This window comes from Paraburkholderia sp. EG286B, assembly GCF_040965655.1.
Classification (GTDB): domain Bacteria; phylum Pseudomonadota; class Gammaproteobacteria; order Burkholderiales; family Burkholderiaceae; genus Paraburkholderia.
In genome coordinates this window covers 237465-255107 of the sequence record NZ_JBFRCF010000014.1, presented here as the reverse complement: position 1 = coordinate 255107, position 17643 = coordinate 237465, and the positions used below count along the sequence as shown (strand labels likewise).

The 17643-nt window shown below is 65.5% G+C and carries 18 protein-coding genes; 12 read left to right on the top strand and 6 right to left on the bottom strand.

Annotated elements, in window-relative coordinates; genetic code table 11:
- Nucleotides 1-317: 317 nt before the first annotated feature.
- The 4 genes from AB4Y42_RS28600 to AB4Y42_RS28585 all read left to right on the top strand — a co-directional run bounded on the left by AB4Y42_RS28600 (nucleotide 318) and on the right by AB4Y42_RS28585 (nucleotide 4223).
- Nucleotides 318-1532, top strand: a complete 1215-nt coding sequence (locus tag AB4Y42_RS28600) for a DUF2863 family protein (RefSeq protein ID WP_321929780.1) — start codon at nucleotides 318-320, stop codon at nucleotides 1530-1532.
- Between the two features lie 196 nt (nucleotides 1533-1728).
- Nucleotides 1729-2664, top strand: a complete 936-nt coding sequence (locus AB4Y42_RS28595) for a LuxR C-terminal-related transcriptional regulator (protein ID WP_368695997.1) — start codon at nucleotides 1729-1731, stop codon at nucleotides 2662-2664.
- A gap of 10 nt (nucleotides 2665-2674) precedes the next feature.
- Entirely contained in the window at nucleotides 2675-3349 is a 675-nt protein-coding gene (locus AB4Y42_RS28590) for an energy-coupling factor ABC transporter permease (RefSeq protein ID WP_342921069.1), read from the top strand.
- A 202-nt stretch (nucleotides 3350-3551) separates the two neighbouring features.
- Nucleotides 3552-4223 carry a hypothetical protein gene (locus tag AB4Y42_RS28585; RefSeq protein WP_368690822.1) on the top strand — a complete coding sequence of 224 codons (672 nt, stop codon included), beginning with the start codon at nucleotides 3552-3554 and terminating at the stop codon, nucleotides 4221-4223.
- An 85-nt stretch (nucleotides 4224-4308) separates the two neighbouring features.
- On the opposite strand, the gene AB4Y42_RS28580 is transcribed toward AB4Y42_RS28585, so the two are convergent.
- Together AB4Y42_RS28580 and yaaA are read right to left on the bottom strand one after the other, a co-directional pair.
- Nucleotides 4309-5472: a M14-type cytosolic carboxypeptidase gene (locus tag AB4Y42_RS28580; protein ID WP_368690823.1), complete on the bottom strand. Its 1164-nt coding sequence runs from the start codon at nucleotides 5470-5472 to the stop codon at nucleotides 4309-4311.
- A 29-nt stretch (nucleotides 5473-5501) separates the two neighbouring features.
- Nucleotides 5502-6296 (bottom strand): peroxide stress protein YaaA, encoded by a 795-nt coding sequence (yaaA, locus tag AB4Y42_RS28575; RefSeq protein ID WP_368695996.1) that lies wholly within the window; start codon nucleotides 6294-6296, stop codon nucleotides 5502-5504.
- A 64-nt stretch (nucleotides 6297-6360) separates the two neighbouring features.
- On the opposite strand from yaaA, the gene AB4Y42_RS28570 reads away from it, so the two are divergent.
- Together AB4Y42_RS28570 and AB4Y42_RS28565 are read left to right on the top strand one after the other, a co-directional pair.
- Nucleotides 6361-6876: a putative toxin-antitoxin system toxin component, PIN family gene (locus AB4Y42_RS28570; protein WP_368690825.1), complete on the top strand. Its 516-nt coding sequence runs from the start codon at nucleotides 6361-6363 to the stop codon at nucleotides 6874-6876.
- 115 nt (nucleotides 6877-6991) lie between these two features.
- A complete protein-coding gene (locus AB4Y42_RS28565) occupies nucleotides 6992-8182 on the top strand; it encodes a pyridoxal phosphate-dependent aminotransferase (protein WP_368695995.1) in 1191 nt (396 codons plus the stop codon).
- Nucleotides 8183-8263: 81 nt separating this feature from the next.
- Here AB4Y42_RS28565 and AB4Y42_RS28560 read toward each other — a convergent pair whose 3' ends face one another.
- Entirely contained in the window at nucleotides 8264-8905 is a 642-nt protein-coding gene (locus AB4Y42_RS28560; protein ID WP_368695994.1) for a glutathione S-transferase, read from the bottom strand.
- Between the two features lie 108 nt (nucleotides 8906-9013).
- Here AB4Y42_RS28560 and AB4Y42_RS28555 point away from each other — a divergent pair, with 108 nt between their 5' ends.
- The 6 genes from AB4Y42_RS28555 to AB4Y42_RS28530 all read left to right on the top strand — a co-directional run bounded on the left by AB4Y42_RS28555 (nucleotide 9014) and on the right by AB4Y42_RS28530 (nucleotide 15447).
- Entirely contained in the window at nucleotides 9014-10576 is a 1563-nt protein-coding gene (locus AB4Y42_RS28555) for a 3-hydroxyacyl-CoA dehydrogenase (protein WP_368690828.1), read from the top strand.
- On the top strand, nucleotides 10573-11361 hold the full coding sequence (locus tag AB4Y42_RS28550; protein WP_368690829.1) for an oxepin-CoA hydrolase, alternative type: 789 nt from the start codon (nucleotides 10573-10575) through the stop codon (nucleotides 11359-11361). Before AB4Y42_RS28555 ends, AB4Y42_RS28550 begins: the two co-directional genes overlap by 4 nt.
- Nucleotides 11362-11392: 31 nt before the next feature.
- Nucleotides 11393-12112, top strand: coding sequence for a histidine phosphatase family protein (locus tag AB4Y42_RS28545; protein WP_368695993.1), 720 nt, complete (start codon nucleotides 11393-11395; stop codon nucleotides 12110-12112).
- 42 nt (nucleotides 12113-12154) lie between these two features.
- Nucleotides 12155-13273: a phosphotransferase gene (locus tag AB4Y42_RS28540; RefSeq protein WP_368690831.1), complete on the top strand. Its 1119-nt coding sequence runs from the start codon at nucleotides 12155-12157 to the stop codon at nucleotides 13271-13273.
- A gap of 58 nt (nucleotides 13274-13331) precedes the next feature.
- Nucleotides 13332-14591, top strand: coding sequence for an acyl-CoA dehydrogenase family protein (locus AB4Y42_RS28535; protein ID WP_368695992.1), 1260 nt, complete (start codon nucleotides 13332-13334; stop codon nucleotides 14589-14591).
- A gap of 154 nt (nucleotides 14592-14745) precedes the next feature.
- Nucleotides 14746-15447 carry a glutathione binding-like protein gene (locus AB4Y42_RS28530; protein WP_069265265.1) on the top strand — a complete coding sequence of 234 codons (702 nt, stop codon included), beginning with the start codon at nucleotides 14746-14748 and terminating at the stop codon, nucleotides 15445-15447.
- An 83-nt stretch (nucleotides 15448-15530) separates the two neighbouring features.
- On the opposite strand, the gene AB4Y42_RS28525 is transcribed toward AB4Y42_RS28530, so the two are convergent.
- The 3 genes from AB4Y42_RS28525 to AB4Y42_RS28515 are packed head-to-tail and all read right to left on the bottom strand — an operon-like array spanning nucleotide 15531 to nucleotide 17633.
- Nucleotides 15531-15983, bottom strand: coding sequence for a MaoC family dehydratase (locus AB4Y42_RS28525; RefSeq protein WP_368690984.1), 453 nt, complete (start codon nucleotides 15981-15983; stop codon nucleotides 15531-15533).
- A gap of 14 nt (nucleotides 15984-15997) precedes the next feature.
- A complete protein-coding gene (locus AB4Y42_RS28520) occupies nucleotides 15998-16456 on the bottom strand; it encodes a MaoC family dehydratase (protein WP_028205661.1) in 459 nt (152 codons plus the stop codon).
- 49 nt (nucleotides 16457-16505) lie between these two features.
- A complete protein-coding gene (locus AB4Y42_RS28515; protein WP_368695991.1) occupies nucleotides 16506-17633 on the bottom strand; it encodes an acyl-CoA dehydrogenase family protein in 1128 nt (375 codons plus the stop codon).
- Nucleotides 17634-17643: the final 10 nt, after the last annotated feature.

The window sequence follows — 17643 nt, the reverse complement described above, 5'->3', positions numbered from 1 at the left end:
ATCACCCGCAGACCCAGTCGCCACAAGGCTTTCGCCCCAAGCTTCCCGTCTCCCCGCGCCTTCATCGAAAGCGCGAAAGACCGGAATTCTAGTCACGCAGATGACATCTTGCAAGCGGTTTTTTGACGGGCTAGCAAAGTCGGACTGAACACGGCACCCCTGCTCCATATAGCAGTCGCCATAGTGCTTCCGGCCGCGCAGCAACGACGATCCCGCATCGCGCACGGGCCCATCCGGCGTGCTCCTGCTGCCCAATCCGATGGCGCGCACGGAACCGACTAGAATATGGGGTTCTCTGCACCCCAACTCACAGATTTATGCGCTCGCGAATCGCCAAACGCCTTCCTCCTGACGCCGACAAACTCGTCGGCCTCTCGCTCGCCCTGTTCGCCTCGGGCAGCCGCACCGAAGACCGCTTCTGGGAGGCAAAGCTCGACACGCTGCTAGCGAAGGTCGTGCGCAACGGCAATCAGACTACGCTCGACGCCGCGCTCGATCATCTGCAGCAGAATCATCCGGACGCCTATGGCGCGCTCGCCGACATGGCAGAGACGCACAGCGAGTCGTTCATCGTCGAACACGACGGCGCGCAATACGAAGCGCTGCTCGTCGCCGCGCCGGTGCTGGCCTGGACACGCTATGTCATCCCTTCGGGCCCGCTGAAGGCCGATGGCGCCGACGCCCTGCGCACCCATCTTCAGGCCCACGTGCTGGCGAACGGCACGCGCGTCGCGATGGCCCCCTATCTCTATAGCATCGACCAGTTACCGCGCCACCATGTCGAAACCTGGCGCCTCGCACAACAGCTTACGCAGGCGGCGCTAAGCGGCACGCCGGCGAAAATCAGCTCGGGCGAACTACCGGAAACGTCGCCGATCCTCGCCGATCCGCGTTTCCTGCTCGCCGTCGTCGCCGCACCCGTTGGCGCCCCGCTCTTCCGCTGGCAGGAAGAGGAGCACGGCTCGCGTATCGAGCGCGGCCAGTGCCTCGAACAATGGGCCACCCAGGGCGGCGCCAACCTTGCCGTCGTCATGCCGGGCTGCGAGTTCGAGTGCCTGCTGCCGGACGCCTACTACTCCGCCTGCCGCGACGCTGACGAGCGCGTGCGCCCGCACACCATCCGCACCGCCGTGCGCTATCTGCTCGACACGATCGGCGCGGGCGCGCAGGACCTGCGTGCCGTCGTCGCCGGCTTCGGCGAGCGCCGTATCGACGAATACCGCATCGGCTTCACGAAGCGCGGCAGCAATGACGTGCTGTATGGCGTGGTCTGGCCGCTCTACGGCCGCGAGAACGGCGACGCCGACATCGACGAAGAACCGACCGAAGAGAGTGTCAGCAGCGGTCCGCTCGAAGAGATCGTTGCGCTGCTGAAGGAATCGGGCATCACCGACATCCGTCGTCACGCCGGCCGCTTCGAGCCGGAATATTGCGATGACTGCGGCGTGCCGCTCTATGCGGATCCGCTCGGCGAGATCGTCCACGCCGAGATGCCAGAAGATGCTGAGCCCGTACAGCCACACTTCCACTAGGACAACGCCCAAATTCCTACCCGGTCCCGCCTGTGTGCGGGACTTTTTTTTGCCCTATGTCTTATGCCTTTTGGACAGGCCGCCAGCGCGCAACCTTTTTGTCATCATGGTGCTGTTGGTCTGGTTCACCGCCGCTTAGAAGCGGTGCGCGTTTCACAACATTGCGAGAGGCCGTCAACGAGAGGAGGGCAAATCCATGCGGTTCGTTGTACTCAATCCGAACGCCGAAAGGCGCGAAGGGCTCAAGGCGCTGTTAAGACAAATCGACCGTCGCGCACGCTTCAATGACGCGCCGGACTGGCGCAGCGCCGAGCGCGCGTTGCAACGGTTCACCCCCAACCTCATCGTGATCGACTGGCACGACGGCATCCGCGCCGGCGAACTGCGCCACTTTGTCATGCGGCACCGCAGCCTGCCCGTCGCCGTACTGGTCGACAGCGGCGAGACGCCTACGACCGTGCGCGCGCTCATCAACGAAGGTGCCCGCGGCATCATCCGGCGCACAACGGACTCCCTCCTGATCGTGAAGTTTCTGGAGCTCATCATGCTCGGCGGCGATCATCTGCCGGCCGACGTGCTCGGTCCATGTACGCCATGGCCCCTGCCGCCCCGGCTCAACGCCAAGGCCGCCGCACAGGCCCGCAAGGTGCGGCCGAAGGTCGACCTGTCACCGCGACAGGAGCAGATCCTGCGATGCGTCCATATGGGCAATACCAACAAGATGATCGCGCGAGCGCTCGGCATCAGCGAGGGCACGGTGAAAGTCCATCTGACAAGCATCTTTCAGCAGCTCGGCGCGCCCAATCGCGCGGCGGCCGTCGCGATCTACAACGGCTTGCTCGCGAACCAGCTGCAGGTGCTGCGCGCGCGATGCGAGCGGGCGGCAAAGCCCAGGCACGGCGAGCACGGCCCGGTGCCATTACGCGCACGCGACGGTCTGGCGCATCGCTATCCGTTGCTGTCAGGCGACAGTGCGGAGCCGCTGCCCTTCGCCGCGGAGCCGGTGACGCCTTATGGCGACCCCGCCGCAGCGCAGCAGATGCGCCCCGTCGAGGTCGGCGAGGCCAGCGAGGGTGCGGACGAGGAAGCCCTGGTGCTCGCCCGCGCACACGGCTTGCCTTCCAACGAGTAATATGAAGCACATGGGGTTCCTATTTACGCCGCTTCCGCTCTGGGTTGCTATCGGTGCCTGGGTTGTCACCGCGGGGCTGCTCGCGCTCGCGTTATGGAAGAACCCCTTCAAGCGCCTGCAGGACGCGACGCTCCAGCACGTGTGGCTTGCGATCGTCGTCGCAATCTCCGTGCTGTGGGCAAGCAATGCGTGGCTCGAAGACGGCACCGTGCTGCACCTGCTCGGCGCCACGCTCGTGGTCACGCTATTCGACTGGGGACTCGCGCTCGTCGCCATGGGCGTCGTCGTCGGGCTCGCCGCGCTTGTCTTCGACGCCCCGTGGGAAGGCGTCGCCCTCACCTTCCTGATATTCGGCGCCTTCCCTGTCGCGATTTCGGCGCTGCTGCAGCGCGCCTGCACCGCGTGGCTGCCACGCAACCTCTTCATGTTCATCGTCGGCCAGGGTTTCGTGTCGCCAGCCATCGCCGTTTCGGCGGCGGCCTATCTCGCGCTCGGCACCCATGTCGCGCTCAACGGCGGATCGGCGATCACCGTGCCCGCAGGTTATGCATTCAGCGTATTTCTGCTCGCATCGGGCGAGGCCTGGTTCACGGGCATGGCAACGGCGCTGATCGCCGTTTACCGTCCGACCTGGGTCACCACCTACGACGTACGTCGCTATCGCCTGGGCGGTCCGCGAACCTGAGCGCTGCCTCAACGCCGCACCGCCAGCAACGTGACGACGGGCGCGACGACACGTCGCGATCGGCCTTCGGCGCACACGCAGCAGCGCTTGCGCCGATTCCATCGCTCAGGCAGAAGAAAATAATTGTTTCCGGATTGAACTCGACCCGGCTGTGCAGCATCTTACGGTGCCTGACGTTTCACCCCTGATCCCAAGCAAGCAGATGGACTGCAACCATGCATCCCGCCGGCTGTTGTTCGTAGCCGGTCAACTGGCGGCGTGCGCCGCGAGCCTCATGCTCATCGCCGCGCCAGCCGCGCAGGCCGATCAACTCGATCAACACAACGATCTCGTCAATCAGTTCGTCACCCAGATGCACGCGGACCCGCTAGTCGCGGACTGCGCGGCGCATGGTGATTTCGTCGCAAGCACGTCGACGGCGCTCGATCACGTCGAGTTTCCACCCAGCTCGTTCGACAGCGCGCACGCGAGCGTGACGCCATGGAACGACTCGTTCGACGAAGGCAAGCAGCGCGTGAAAGTCGATACGATCGTGACGGTCGACGGCATCGGCATTCCCAAAGCAAGCGGCAACTCGCCCTACGACCTGAAGTTTCGCTGCGGCTATGTCGGGCAGCAGATGCTCGCGTTCAGCTGGAACGATCCGGTCCCGCCGGCGCGCGCACGCAGCGAGCGCGGCACGGCGTCGAGCGGCGCCCATGGAAAGGGCAAGCATTCGACCAGGAAGGCCACGGGCAACGGCTCGAAGAAAGCGCCCGCGAGCAAGTCGAGCCACAAGTCGTCGACGAGCAGCACGAAGTCGTCCAGCAAATCGACGACGACGAAATCCACTGCGAAGAAAACGACTTCAAAGAAGAAGACGACGGCTCACTGAACTCGTCAGTACGCTCGATGCAAAAAGGGGGAAACGGCAGGCCGTTTCCCCCTTTTTCTTGATGTCTGTGTGACGAAGGCGCGTGTTACGCGAACGTCTCCACGTGATGCAGGATAGCCTGCAGCATCGCAGCGCCGAGCGCGGCGCTGCGCTCGCCGTTCCAGCCTACGCGTTCGTCGGGCAGATTGGCGTTGTCCTTGAACGGCATCTCGAGCGTGAGCGACAGGCAGCCATAGCGATGACCGATGTACTTCGACGCGAGCTTGAGCGCATCTTCGCGGTAGCGGCTCGCCTCGTAGCCGTGCTGATCCTGGAAGTCGGGGCTCGCCACCTTGAACGCCTCGATGAACGCCTTCTGCTCCGTGCGTTGCTGATCGGTAAAGCCCGGCAGCATTTCCGAGCCCGCCACGAACACATAGGGCAGCGTCTCGTCGCCGTGGATGTCGAAGAACAGATCGACGCCCGTGGCTTCGATCGCATTGCGCACGGCCAGCACTTCGGGGCTGCGCTGCGCGTCCGGCCCCATCCACTCGCGGTTCAGGTTCGCGCCCACTGCGTTGGTGCGCAGATTCCCGTGCACGCTGCCGTCCGGATTCATGTTCGGCACGATATGGAACACGGCGCGGTCGTACAGCTTGCGCGCAACCGGATCGCCCGCCCAGTCGCCCCAACCGGCAAGCCGCTTGACCAACCCTTCGACGAACCACTCGGCCATGCTCTCGCCCGGATGCTGGCGCGCGATGATCCACACCGTCTTCCTGGGCTTGCCGTCAGGCGCGGTGTCGCCCGGCATGCCGAGCGAGAGCAGCGACATGGGCCGGCCTTCCACGCTTTGGCCGAGTTCCGTGAGCGTGGCGTGCGGCAGTTGCTGAAGCGCGCCCAGGAACTCCGAGTGACGCTCTTCGCTATACGGCTCGAAGTACGCGTAGTAGATGCTGTCGAAGTCGGGCGTGTGATCGATGACGAGTTCCTTCCCGTCATACGAGGTCGGCACGCGGAACCAGTTCACGCGGTCGTAGCTCGCCGCGGCCTGGTAGTCGCGCCAGCCCTCGGGAAATGCGCAGGCCGACGCGTTCTCGAACGTCATCACGCAACGCTCGCCGCGCACGCCCGTGAGGCGGAAGTAGAACCATTGCGCGAACTCGGACTGGTTGTCCGGCCGCACGCGCAGACGGATGTCGTCGGCGCGCTCGCACGACAGAACCTCGATCGCGCCCGCATCGAACTGGCTGGTGATGGCAATCGTCATGATGTTTTCCTTCCCGCTTGCTTGTTCACTTACTCGGCGATGCGCCGACGAAATACATAGGTCGAATCGTTCGATGCATCCGCATCGAACGCGTAGCCTTCCACGTCGAACGCCTTGAGCGCCGCGGGCTCGGCCACGCGGTTCTCGACGGCATAACGCGCCATCAACCCGCGCGCGCGCTTCGCGTGGAAGCTGATGATCTTGTAGCGCCCGCCCTTCCAGTCTTCGAATACCGGCGTGATCACAGGCGCGGCGAGCTTCTTCGGCTTCACGGCCTTGAAGTACTCGTTCGACGCGCAGTTCACCACCACGCGCGCGCCCTGCGCCGCTTTCGCGTGGTTGTGCTCGATCTGCGCATTGATCGCGTGCGTGATGCGCTCGCCCCAAAACGCGTACAGATCCTTGCCGCGCGCATTTTCGAAACGCGTGCCCATTTCCAGGCGATAAGGCTGCAGCAGGTCGAGCGGACGCAGCAGGCCATAGAGCCCGGAGAGCACGCGCACATGCTGTTGCGCGAAGTCGAGATCCGCCGACGAGAGCGACTTCGCGTCGAAGCCTTCGTAGACGTCGCCGTTGAACGCGAGCACGGCCTGCTTCGCGTTGGTCTGGCTGAACCGCTTCGACCAGTCGGCATAGCGCTGGAAATTCAGACGCGCGAGCGGGTCGGAAATGCTCATGAGCGAACCGATCTGCTGCGGCGAGAGGCGGCGCAGGCCGGCGATCAGCTCGGCTGCGTCGTCGACGAAATCGGGGATGGTGTGGGCTTCGATGTGCGCCGGCGTGTCATAGTCGAGCGATTTGGCCGGCGACAGAACGATTATCATAGAGGCTTGCAGGCACGATGTGCCGATGTTCAAAGGCGAAAGCCCGATTGTAGCGAATTCACGAATGACCGGCCTCACGCCCCCAACCGCAGCCCCCCTCTCGCCCACCGCCGCTCGCGCGCTCCCTGTGGTTCTCGACTCGAACGTCTGGCTCGATATCCTCGTGTTCGACGACCTGCACACGCGCCCCATTCGCGCGGCGCTCGAGCGCGGCGCGATCCAGGCACTGATCGACGCGCGCTGCCAGGCCGAGTTGGCCCACGTGCTCGACTATCCGCAGTTCGCGGATCGCGGCGTCGCGAAAGCGGACGCGCTCGCAGCGCTGGTCGGGCTCGTCGAACTGATCGAACTGCCCGAGCTTGCCGCCGACGCGCGGCCCCTGCCCCAATGCCGCGATCGCGACGACCAGAAGTTTCTGGAACTGGCGCGCGCAAGCGGCGCACAGTGGCTCGTCTCGAAGGACCGCGCGGTGCTCAAGCTCGCGAAGCGCGTGGCGCGCGACTTTGGCTTTCGCATCGCGACGCCCGACGCCTTCGTCGCCGAATATGTGCAGAACGCGGCCCAAGCCGCCCAGGCCTGATGCCCTTGCGTCACGGCGCTCGCGCCCGGCCTGAGCACCGCAGCGGCGCCGATTTGCCTACAATCGGACTTTGACCCAACTTTTCCCGTCCCAACGTCCGACTCCCGCCCGCGACATGAACGCACCGCATCCCACGCAGAATTCGCAGGACACCCTGCTCACGCCCTCTTTTCCGTCGCGTCTGCCGAACGTCGGCACGACGATCTTCACCGTGATGAGCGCGCTCGCCGCCGAAAAGGGCGCGGTCAACCTGGGCCAGGGCTTTCCCGACTTCGATTGCGATTCGCGCATCGTCGACGCCGTCGCGCAAGCCATGCGCGAGGGCCACAACCAGTACCCGCCGATGGCAGGCATCGCCGCGCTGCGCGAAGCGATCGCGGACAAGATCGAGCACGTGTACGGCCGCCGCTACGACGCCAATAGCGAGATCACGGTGACGGCCGGCGCCACGCAAGCGCTCCTCACGGCGATTCTCGCGACCGTGCACGCGGGCGACGAAGTGATCGTGGTCGAGCCGACCTACGACAGCTATTTGCCGTCGATCGAACTGGCGGGCGGCAAGCCCGTGTTCGTGACGCTCGAAGCGCCCGACTACGCGATTCCGTTCGACCGCCTCGCCGCGGCCATCACGCCGAAAACGCGCCTCATCCTCATCAACACGCCGCACAACCCGACGGGCACGGTGTGGCGCGCCGAGGACATGCAAAAGCTCGAGGAGATCGTGCGCGGCACCAACGTGCTGATCCTCTCCGACGAGGTCTACGAGCACATGGTCTACGACGGCCAGCCGCACGAAAGCGTGGCGCGCTATCCGGAACTGGCCGCGCGCAGCTTCATCGTGTCGAGCTTCGGCAAGACCTATCACGTGACGGGCTGGAAGGTCGGCTATGTCGCCGCGCCCGCGCCGCTCACCGCCGAGTTCCGCAAGGTGCACCAGTTCAACGTGTTCACCGTGAACACGCCGATGCAGTTCGGCCTGGCGCAGTATCTGCGCGATCCGAAGCCGTATCTGGAACTGCCCGCGTTCTACCAGAAGAAGCGCGACTTCTTCCGCGCCGGCCTCGCCAGCACGCGCTTCAAGCTGCTGCCGTGCGAAGGCACCTACTTCCAGTGCGTGGACTATTCGGCGATCAGCGATCTGCCCGAAGCGGAATTCTCGAAGTGGCTCACAGCGGAGATCGGCGTGGCCGCGATTCCGGTGTCAGCGTTCTATCACGAGGCACACGAATCGGGCGTCGTGCGCTTTTGCTTCGCCAAGCAGGAAAGCACGCTCGCGACCGCGCTCGAGCGGCTCGCGCGGCTCTGACGTCGTGCGCGCGCGATGAATCCGCGAACGGCAGTGCGTTCCCGATCATCGCGCGCCACCACGTGCAAAAACCCGCAACGCTTACGAGTTCGCCTCGATATACGCCTTGCGGTCCGCGTTGACGCGCTGCGCCGTCGGACGTTCACCGATCAGCTTGAGATACGACTTCCAGTCGACGCCCACGTCGACGAGGAAATCGCTGCCGTAGACCGCCTGCGTCGCGCGGCCCACGAGCGGCAGGCTCACGAACGCCGCCGCATCGGCCACACCGAACTGCTCGCCCGCCACGTAAGGCGCGAACTTCGCGATCCGCTTGAAGGCCGCCACGTAGCGGCGCAACCGCTTTTCCATGGTCGCCTTGACCTCGTCGGTCGCCTTGCCGCCGAAGAACGCCTCGCCGTAAAGCTCACGCGCATTCAACTCCAGATGCGTCTCGATGAAGACGATCAGTTCACGCTCCTTCGCTGCGTGCCACGGATCCGCCGCGAAAATGTGCTTCTCTGGAAAGCGCGCCGCCAGATACTCGACGATCACTTCCGACTCGCACAAGAAGCCCTGCTCCGTTTCGATAAATGGCACCTTGCCGCCCGGCGACTGCGCGAGCAGCGCCTCGTCGAGCGGCAGCTTGTTCGGCACCTCCTCGAATGCGATGCCGTGCTCGAGCAGCAGAAGCTTGACCTTGTTGTAGTAATTCGAAAGCGCGAAACCGTGCAGCTTGATCATCCTCGTTGCCTCCTTGAGAGGGGCAGCTTCCTTTTCGGAACTGCCGAACCGTTTTCATAAAATTGTACGACCGTGCTATTCTAGGCCAATCATGGAGCCAGGCTTCCAATGACTTCACATCATTTCAACATTGAGACAATCGGCATCGTCGGCACCGGCGCGATGGGCCGCGGCATCGCCCAGATCGCCGCGCAGGCAGGCCTCGCAGTGCGCCTCTATGACACGAACCCGCAGGCGGTCGCCGCCGCGCGCGATTATCTCGCCGACACCTTCGCGAAACTCGCGGCAAAAGGCAAGCTCGACGAGCCCGCCGCCAACGCCGCGCTCGAGCGCGTGAGCGGTGCGCACACGCTCGATGAACTCGCGGTCTGCGATCTCGTGATCGAGGCGATCGTCGAGAATCTCGAGGCCAAGCGTACGCTCTTTCGCGAACTCGAAACCGTGGTAGGCGAGCGTTGCCTGCTCGTTTCGAACACGTCTTCACTTTCCATTACCGCCATCGCCGCCGCGTGCAGCGATCCCTCGCGCGTCGCGGGCTATCACTTCTTCAACCCCGTGCCGCTCATGAAGGTGGTCGAAGTGATCGACGGCCTGCGCAGCGATCCCGCGGCCGGCGACGCGCTCATGGCGCTCGCGCGCCGCATGGGCCACACGCCGGTGCGCGCCAAGGACATGCCCGGCTTCATCGTCAATCACGCAGGACGCGGCATGAATACCGAAGGCCTGCGCGTGGCGGGCGAAGGCGTAGCGAGCTTCGTCGAGATCGATCGCATCATGCGCGAACAAGCGGGCTTTCGCCTCGGACCGTTCGAGCTGCTCGACCTCACCGCGCTCGACGTCTCACATCCGGTGATGGAGTCGATCTACCACCAGTTCTATGAAGAGCCGCGCTTCACGCCCTCGCCCATTACGGGCGTGCGGCTCGCGGGCGGGCTCGTTGGCCGCAAAGCCGGTGAAGGCTTCTATCGCTATGTCGACGGCAAGCAGCAGGTGCCCGACGAGCCCGCAGCACCCACTGCGCTGCCCGTGCGCATCTGGATGAGCCGCCGCAACGCCGCCGCGCGTGACGCCGTGCTCGCGCTCGCGGCGAAAGCGGGGGTGCCCGTCGACGAAGGCAATACGCCGGCAGCCGACGCGCTGATCGTCGTCGCGCCGCTCGGCCTCGACGCCACGACCGCCGCGCTCGACGAGCAGCTCGACGCGAGCCGCGTCGTCGCCATCGACTCGCTGTTCCCGCTCGACACGGCGAAGCGCCGCACGCTGATGACGACGCCCGCGACCACGCGCGAAGCCCGCGACGCGGGCCACGCGCTCTTCGCCGCCGACGCTGTGCCCGTTACCGTGATCCGCGATTCGACGGGCTTCGTCGCGCAGCGTATCGTCGCGACGATCGTCAACATCGGTTGCGACATCGCGCAAAAACAAATCGCCACGCCCCGCGACATCGACCTCGCGGTCACGCTGGGCCTGGGCTACCCGCGCGGCCCGCTCGCGCTCGGCGACGCGCTGGGCGCGCGCACGATCCTCGCGATCCTGCGCAACATCCACACCGTGCTCGGCGATCCGCGCTATCGCCCGTCGCCGTGGCTCGCGCGCCGCGCGCAGCTCGGCCTTTCGCTGACACAAACAGACACAGCAGACATCAACGCATCGAACGAGGCACCGCAATGAGCGCCGAACTCCGCAGCACCCGCCCGCAAGGCCACGAATCGACACTCGTCCTCACGCTGTCGAACCCCGGCGCGCGCAACGCGCTGCATCCCGACATGTACGCCGCCGCCGTCGAAGCCTTCGACGCCGCCGAGCGCGACTCGTCGCTGCGCGCGATCGTCCTCACGGGCGCCGACAACTTCTTCTGCGCGGGCGGCAACCTCAACCGGCTGCTCGAAAACCGCGCGAAAGACCCTTCGGTGCAGGCCGCCAGCATCGACATGCTCGCCGCCTGGGTCACCGCGATGCGCCAGTCGAGCAAACCGATCATCGCGGCCGTGGAAGGCGCGGCCGCTGGCGCGGGCTTCTCGCTCGCGCTCGCCGCCGACCTGCTCGTCGCCGCCGACGATGCGAAGTTCGTCATGGCCTATTCGCGCGTAGGTCTGACACCTGACGGCGGCGGCTCGTGGTTCCTCGCGCGCTCGCTGCCGCGCTCGCTCGCGTTCGAGCTGATGGTGGAAGGCAAGCCGGTCGGCGCGGCGCGTCTCGCGGAACTGGGCGTCGTGAACCGGCTCGCGAAGCCGCATACGGCGCTCGATACGGCGCTTGCCTGGGCCGACGAACTCGCGAATATCTCGCCGAATTCGGTGGCGCGCATCAAGGGTTTGACGAACGTCGCGGACGCGCAACCGCTCGAAGCGCAACTCACTGCGGAGCGCGAAAGCTTCGTCGCGTCGCTGCATCACCGCGACGGCCTCGAAGGCATTACCGCGTTCCTCGAAAAGCGCGCCCCCGTCTACAAGTAAACCGGCTGCAATCCGCACGAGCGTCACACCCATGACCGAATACCAGTTGCCCGCGCGCCGGCGCCTCTACGTGATGCGTCACGGCGACGTTACCTACTTCGACGAGACCGGTAGCGCCATCGACCCGGACACCGTGCCGCTCAACGAGAACGGCCGCGCCCAGGCCACCGCCGCCGGCGAAGCGTTCGCCTTGCAGGGGGTGCGTTTCGATCGCGTGATCGTGAGCGGACTGCGCCGCACGGTCGAGACTGCGCAGCGCGTGCTCGCGGCAACTGGTCAGTCGATCGAACTCGAGGTGCAGAGCGCGTGGGAAGAGATTCGCGGCGGCCGTCTCGCCGCCATTCCCCCCGCTGAAGTCGAAGCCGCCTTTCTGCGCGTGTTCGACGGCATCGTGCCGGAAGACACGCGCTTTCTCGGCGGCGAAACCATCGGCGAGCTGCTCGACCGCGTGCTGCCGCCGCTCGATGCGCTGCGCGCCGACCTTTCGTGGGACTCGGCGCTGCTCGTCCTGCACGGCGGCGTGAACCGCGCGATTCTCTCGCATGCGATCACGGCGGGCGGACGCGCATTCTTCGGCCATCTCGCGCAGGCCACGGGCTGCATCAACGCACTCGATGTCGGCGCCGAACCGCGGGACTGGGTCGTGCGCATGCTCAACTACGCGCCGCCCTCGCCGCTGCACCGCGACACCCGCAACACGACGATGGAGATGCTGTACGCGCAGTACCTGCGCTATAGACCGCGCGGCTGACGCGCGGCGACCCACAGGAGAATCAGGAGAAGGGAGACGCATATGGCGCAAGCCACGCCGGATGGAGACACGCACAACAACGCGCAAACGCGCCCCGACTACTCGGCGTTCGAAGGCACGCGCCCGGTTGCCGAGCGCCAGCGCTTCGACACCCAGGCGCTGAGCGCCTGGCTCACCGCTCACGTGGAAGGCTTCCAGGGCCCCCTCACGATCGAGCAGTTCGCGGGCGGCCAGTCGAACCCGACGTTCAAGCTCGTCACGCCCGGCCGCACCTACGTGATGCGCGCAAAGCCGGGACCCAAGGCGAAGCTGCTGCCGTCTGCGCACGCGATCGAACGCGAATACCGCGTGATGGACGCGCTCGCCGCAACCGAGGTCCCGGTCGCAAAGATGCTCGCGCTCTGCGACGACGAAGCGGTGATCGGCCGCGCGTTCTACGTGATGGAATTCGTCGAGGGCCGCGTGCTCTGGGACCAGTCGTTGCCCGGCATGACACGCGAGCAACGCGGCGCGATCTACGACGAGATGAACCGTGTGATCGCCGCGCTCCACAACGTGAAGCCCGACGCCGTGGGTCTCGCCGACTACGGCAAGCCTGGCAATTATTTCGCACGCCAGATCGATCGCTGGAGCCGCCAGTATCAGGCCTCGGAAACGGAGCGCATCGACGCCATGCATCACCTGATCGAATGGCTGCCGCAGCACATGCCCGACGATGCGGGCTCGCGCGTGTCGGTCGTGCATGGCGACTATCGCCTCGACAACCTGATCTTTCACCCGAGCGAGCCGCGCGTGCTGGCCGTGCTCGACTGGGAGCTCTCCACGCTCGGCGACCCGCTCGCCGACTTCTCGTATCACTGCATGGCCTGGCACGTCGATCCCGCGCAGTTCCGCGGCATTGCCGGGCTCGACTGGCAGGCGCTCGGCATTCCCGACGAGGCGCAGTACGTCGCGCGCTATTGCGAGCGCACCGGCCTTGAGATTCGCGGCGACTGGAACTTCTATCTTGCGTACAACATGTTCCGGATCGCGGCGATCCTGCAGGGCATCATGAAACGCGTGGTGGACGGCACGGCCGCGAGCGCGCAGGCCGTCGACGCAGGCCGCCGCGCGAGGCCCATGGCGGAGCTCGCCTGGCGCTACGCCCAGAAGGTTCGCTGAAACCCGTTCGGGAACGACTCACTTTTCCCTGTTACTGCATCGCATTGCGAGGTCACCGATGAATTTCGATTACTCCCCGAAAGTGCAGACGCTGCGCGAGAAACTGCTCGCGTTTTTCGACGAACACATCTATCCGAACGAAGCCGTCTTTCATGAGGAAGTCGAGCGCAATCGTGCGAACGGCAACCCGTGGGTGCCGACGCAAATCGTCGAACAGTTGAAAGAGAAGGCGCGCGAAGCGGGCCTGTGGAACCTGTTCCTGCCCGCCTCCGAACGCGGCGCGGGCCTCACGAACCTCGAATACGCGCCGCTGTGCGAAATCATGGGCCGCGTGCACTGGGCGCCTGAGGTGTTCAACTGCAGCGCGCCCGACACCGGCAACATGGAAACCATCGAGCGCTACGGCAGCGAGGCGCACAAGCAGCAATGGCTCGCGCCGCTGCTGGCAGGCCAGATCCGCTCGGCCTTCCTGATGACCGAGCCCGACGTGGCCTCGTCGGACGCGACGAACATCCAGACGCGCATCGAGCGCGACGGCGACGACTACGTGATCAACGGCACGAAGTGGTGGTCGTCGGGCGCGGGCGACCCGCGCTGCGCAATCTACATCCTGATGGGCAAGACCGACCCCGATGCGCCGCGCCATGCTCAACAGTCGATGACCCTCGTGCCCTCGGATACGGCCGGCATCACCGTGCGCCGCCCGCTCACCGTGTTCGGCTACGACGACGCACCGCATGGCCATATGGAGATCACGCTCGAAAACGTGCGCGTGCCCGCGTCGAACATTTTGCTCGGCGAAGGCCGCGGGTTCGAGATCGCGCAAGGGCGGCTCGGGCCGGGCCGCATCCATCACTGCATGCGTCTCATCGGCCTCGCGGAACGTGCGCTCGAGTTCATGGCGAAACGCGCCCTCTCGCGCGTGGCGTTCGGCAAGGCGGTCGCCCAGCAGACCGTCACCCAGGAGCGCATTGCCGAAGCGCGCTGCATGATCGAACAGGCCCGCCTGCTCACGCTCAAGACCGCGTACATGATGGACACCGTCGGCAACAAGGGCGCGCGCGGCGAGATCGCCATGATCAAGGTGGTGGCGCCGAACATGGCCTGCCAGGTGATCGACTGGGCCATGCAGGTGCACGGTGCCGCCGGCGTGAGCGGCGACTTCCCGCTGGCGTACTCGTACGCCTCGGCACGCACGCTGCGCTTCGCCGACGGCCCCGACGAGGTGCACCGCAACGCCATCGCCAAGCTCGAACTCGCTCGCCATATGGACGCGGGCGCGTCATCGCGCGTGGAAATGCCGGTCACGCGCTCGTAAGTCCGCGCGAGCCTGTAAGTCCACAAGCGCAGCAGGGGCGCTCTTGCGCCCTCTGCGAGCGACGCCGATCTATGCTAATTTGCGCCAGATCGGGCGTCGCGCAAGACTATCCAGACTTTCGCGGCGCCTTCTTTCATGGTGCCAAGGAGCCACGATGATCGACGTCTACAGCTGGGCCACGCCGAACGGTCACAAAGTCCATATCATGCTCGAGGAGACCGGCCTCGAATACCGGGTGCATCCGGTCGATATCGGCGCGGGCGACCAGTTCAAGCCCGAATTCCTCGCCATCAGCCCGAACAACAAGATTCCCGCCATTACCGACTCCGAAGGCCCGCGCCGCGCCGACGGCCAGCCGTTCTCGCTGTTCGAGTCGGGCGCGATCCTGATCTATCTCGCCGCGAAAACCGGCCGCTTCATGCCTGAAGACCTCGCGGCGCGCTACGACGTGCTGCAGTGGGTGATGTTCCAGATGGGCGGCCTCGGCCCCATGCTCGGCCAGGCGCACCACTTCCGCATCTACGCGCCCGAGAAGATCGAGTATGCGGTCAATCGCTACACGAACGAAGCGAAGCGGCTCTACAACGTGATGGAAACGCAGCTGGAAAAGACCGAGTATCTGGCCGGCGACGAGTACACCATCGCGGATATCGCCGCATTCCCGTGGACGCGCTCCTGGCAAAACCAGGGTATCGATCTCGATTCGCTGCCCAACGTGAAGCGCTGGCACGAAACGATCGCGGCGCGGCCGGCGGTCAAGCGCGGCGTGGAAGTGCTCGCCAATGCGCGCAAGCCGCTCATGGATGAGAAGGCGAAGGAGATGCTGTTCGGCGCGACGCAGTACGCCAGGCACTAACTCATTACGCGGATACCCGCGCAAAACCAAAGGGGCGCCCGCCTCGCAGCGGAGCGCCCCTTTTCGTTGAGCACGCAACCAGACTAGAAGTAGTGCCGCGTGATGAACTCGGCCACGCATGCGGGCCGCTCACCGCCTTCGCGCTCGATGCTCACATCCCACACGACCTGCACGCCGCCGCCCTCCACGTCGCTCACTTCTTTCACCGCAATACGTGCGCGCACCTTCGCGCCCACGGGCACCGGCTGCGTGAAGCGCACGCGGTTGAGGCCGTAGTTCACGCCCATGCGCTGGCGCATATGCAGCGTGCCTCCGAGCAGCACGGGAATCAGCGAAAGCGTGAGAAAGCCGTGCGCAATCGGGCCGCCAAACGGCGACTCGCGGCGCGCGCGTTCGGAGTCGATGTGGATCCACTGATGGTCGCCCGTGGCGTCGGCAAAACCGTGCACGTCCGCCTCGCTCACTTCGCGCCAGCCGCTCATGAGCGGCCCCGCGCCGATCAGCGCGCGCAACGCTGCCGCATCGGCAATCTGCATGACATCGCTTTCGCTCACGTTGCGCTCCCCGGATGGCGAAGGCCGAACAGCGCCTTCGAACGCACGGTCACGATCAGTTCGCCGTGCTGGTTGTGCCCTTCCCACTGCGTTTCGACGATGCCGCGATCGGGCTTGCTCGCCGACACGCGCTTGCTCAGGATCGCGTTCGTCATCGTCAGCGTGTCGCCCACGCGCGTGGGCTTGAGCCAGCGGATCTCGTCGACGCCGGGCGAGCCCATCGAGGTCGAGTCCTTGAGAAAGTTGCGCACCAGCATGCCCATCATGACCGAGCAGGTATGCCAGCCGCTCGCAACGAGCCCGCCGAACATCGACGCCTCGCCGCCCGCCTCGCTCATGTGGAACGGCTGCGGATCGAACTGCTCCGCAAAATGCACCACCTCGTCGCGCTTAAACGTGTGCGAACCGATCACATAGCGCTTGCCCACTTCGAGATCTTCGTAACTCACGCCCATCCGTATTCTCCGCCGATGTTGCCCTGTTGTTGCCTGCTGCCGCCACGCCTTACGCTGCCTGCGCGAAACCGGGCAACGATGCGAAGCGTTCGAGATGATGATCGACGTCGCCGAGCGTCGTTTCGACGATCGCGAGACGCTTGAACAGATGCGCGGCCGCCACTTCGTTGGTAACGCCCATGCCGCCGTGCAGCTGCACGGCCTGCTGGCCGATGAAACGCGCCGCCTGCCCCACGCGCACCTTCGCTGCGGAGATCGCGCGGCGCCGCTCTTCCGCCGACTCGCTACTGTAACGCGCGGCGGCGAGGTAAGTCAGCGAGCGGGCCTGCTCGGCGTGGATCAGCATCTCCGCCATGCGATGCTGCAGTGCCTGGAAGCGCGCGATCGGCACACCGAACTGCTGACGCGTCTTCGTGTAGTCGACCGTGGCGTGGTTGAGCGCGTCCATGGCACCCACGGCTTCCGCACAGAGCAGGAACGTGGCGTAATCGGCAATTTGCTCCCACGTCGCCGCGCCGGCGTGCGCATCGCCAAGACGGCGCGCGTGCGCTTCCTTGAAGGTCAGCGTCGCGGCGCGCTGGCCGTCGATCGTGCGGTAATCGCTCACGTCGACACCCTTCGCATCGCGCGCGACGACAAAAAGCGCAACCTCGCCCGCGAAGCGCGCCGGCACGATCCAGTAGTCAGCCTGGGCGCCGTGCTGCACGACCGATTTCGTGCCGGTTAGCGCAAAGCCATCGCCCGTTTCCTTCGCCTGCGTTTCCAGCGAGAACAGGTCGTAGCGCGACTGCGGCTCGTGGAAAGCCGCTGCAAGCTTGATCTCGCCCGAGGCGACGCGTTCGAGCAGCGCCGCGTTTTCTGCATTGGCCGCACCGCCCGCGAGCTTGAGCGCCTCGACGCCCACCGCGGTTGCCCAGTACGGCTCGACCACGAGCGCGCGGCCCAGCTCCTGCATGACGACGAGCATGTCGAACGGCGCGCCGTCGAAGCCGCCCTGCTCCGCCGGCACCGGCAGCGCGGTCAGCCCCAGTTCGACGAAGGCGTTCCAGTGCTGGTCCGAAACGCCCGCGGGGGTCTTCACGATCGCCTGGCGTGCTTCGAAGCCGTAGTTCTTGTCGAGATAACGACGCAGCGCGTCGGCGAGTTGCTGTTGCTCTTCGGTGAAATTGAAGTTCATGGCGCCGCTC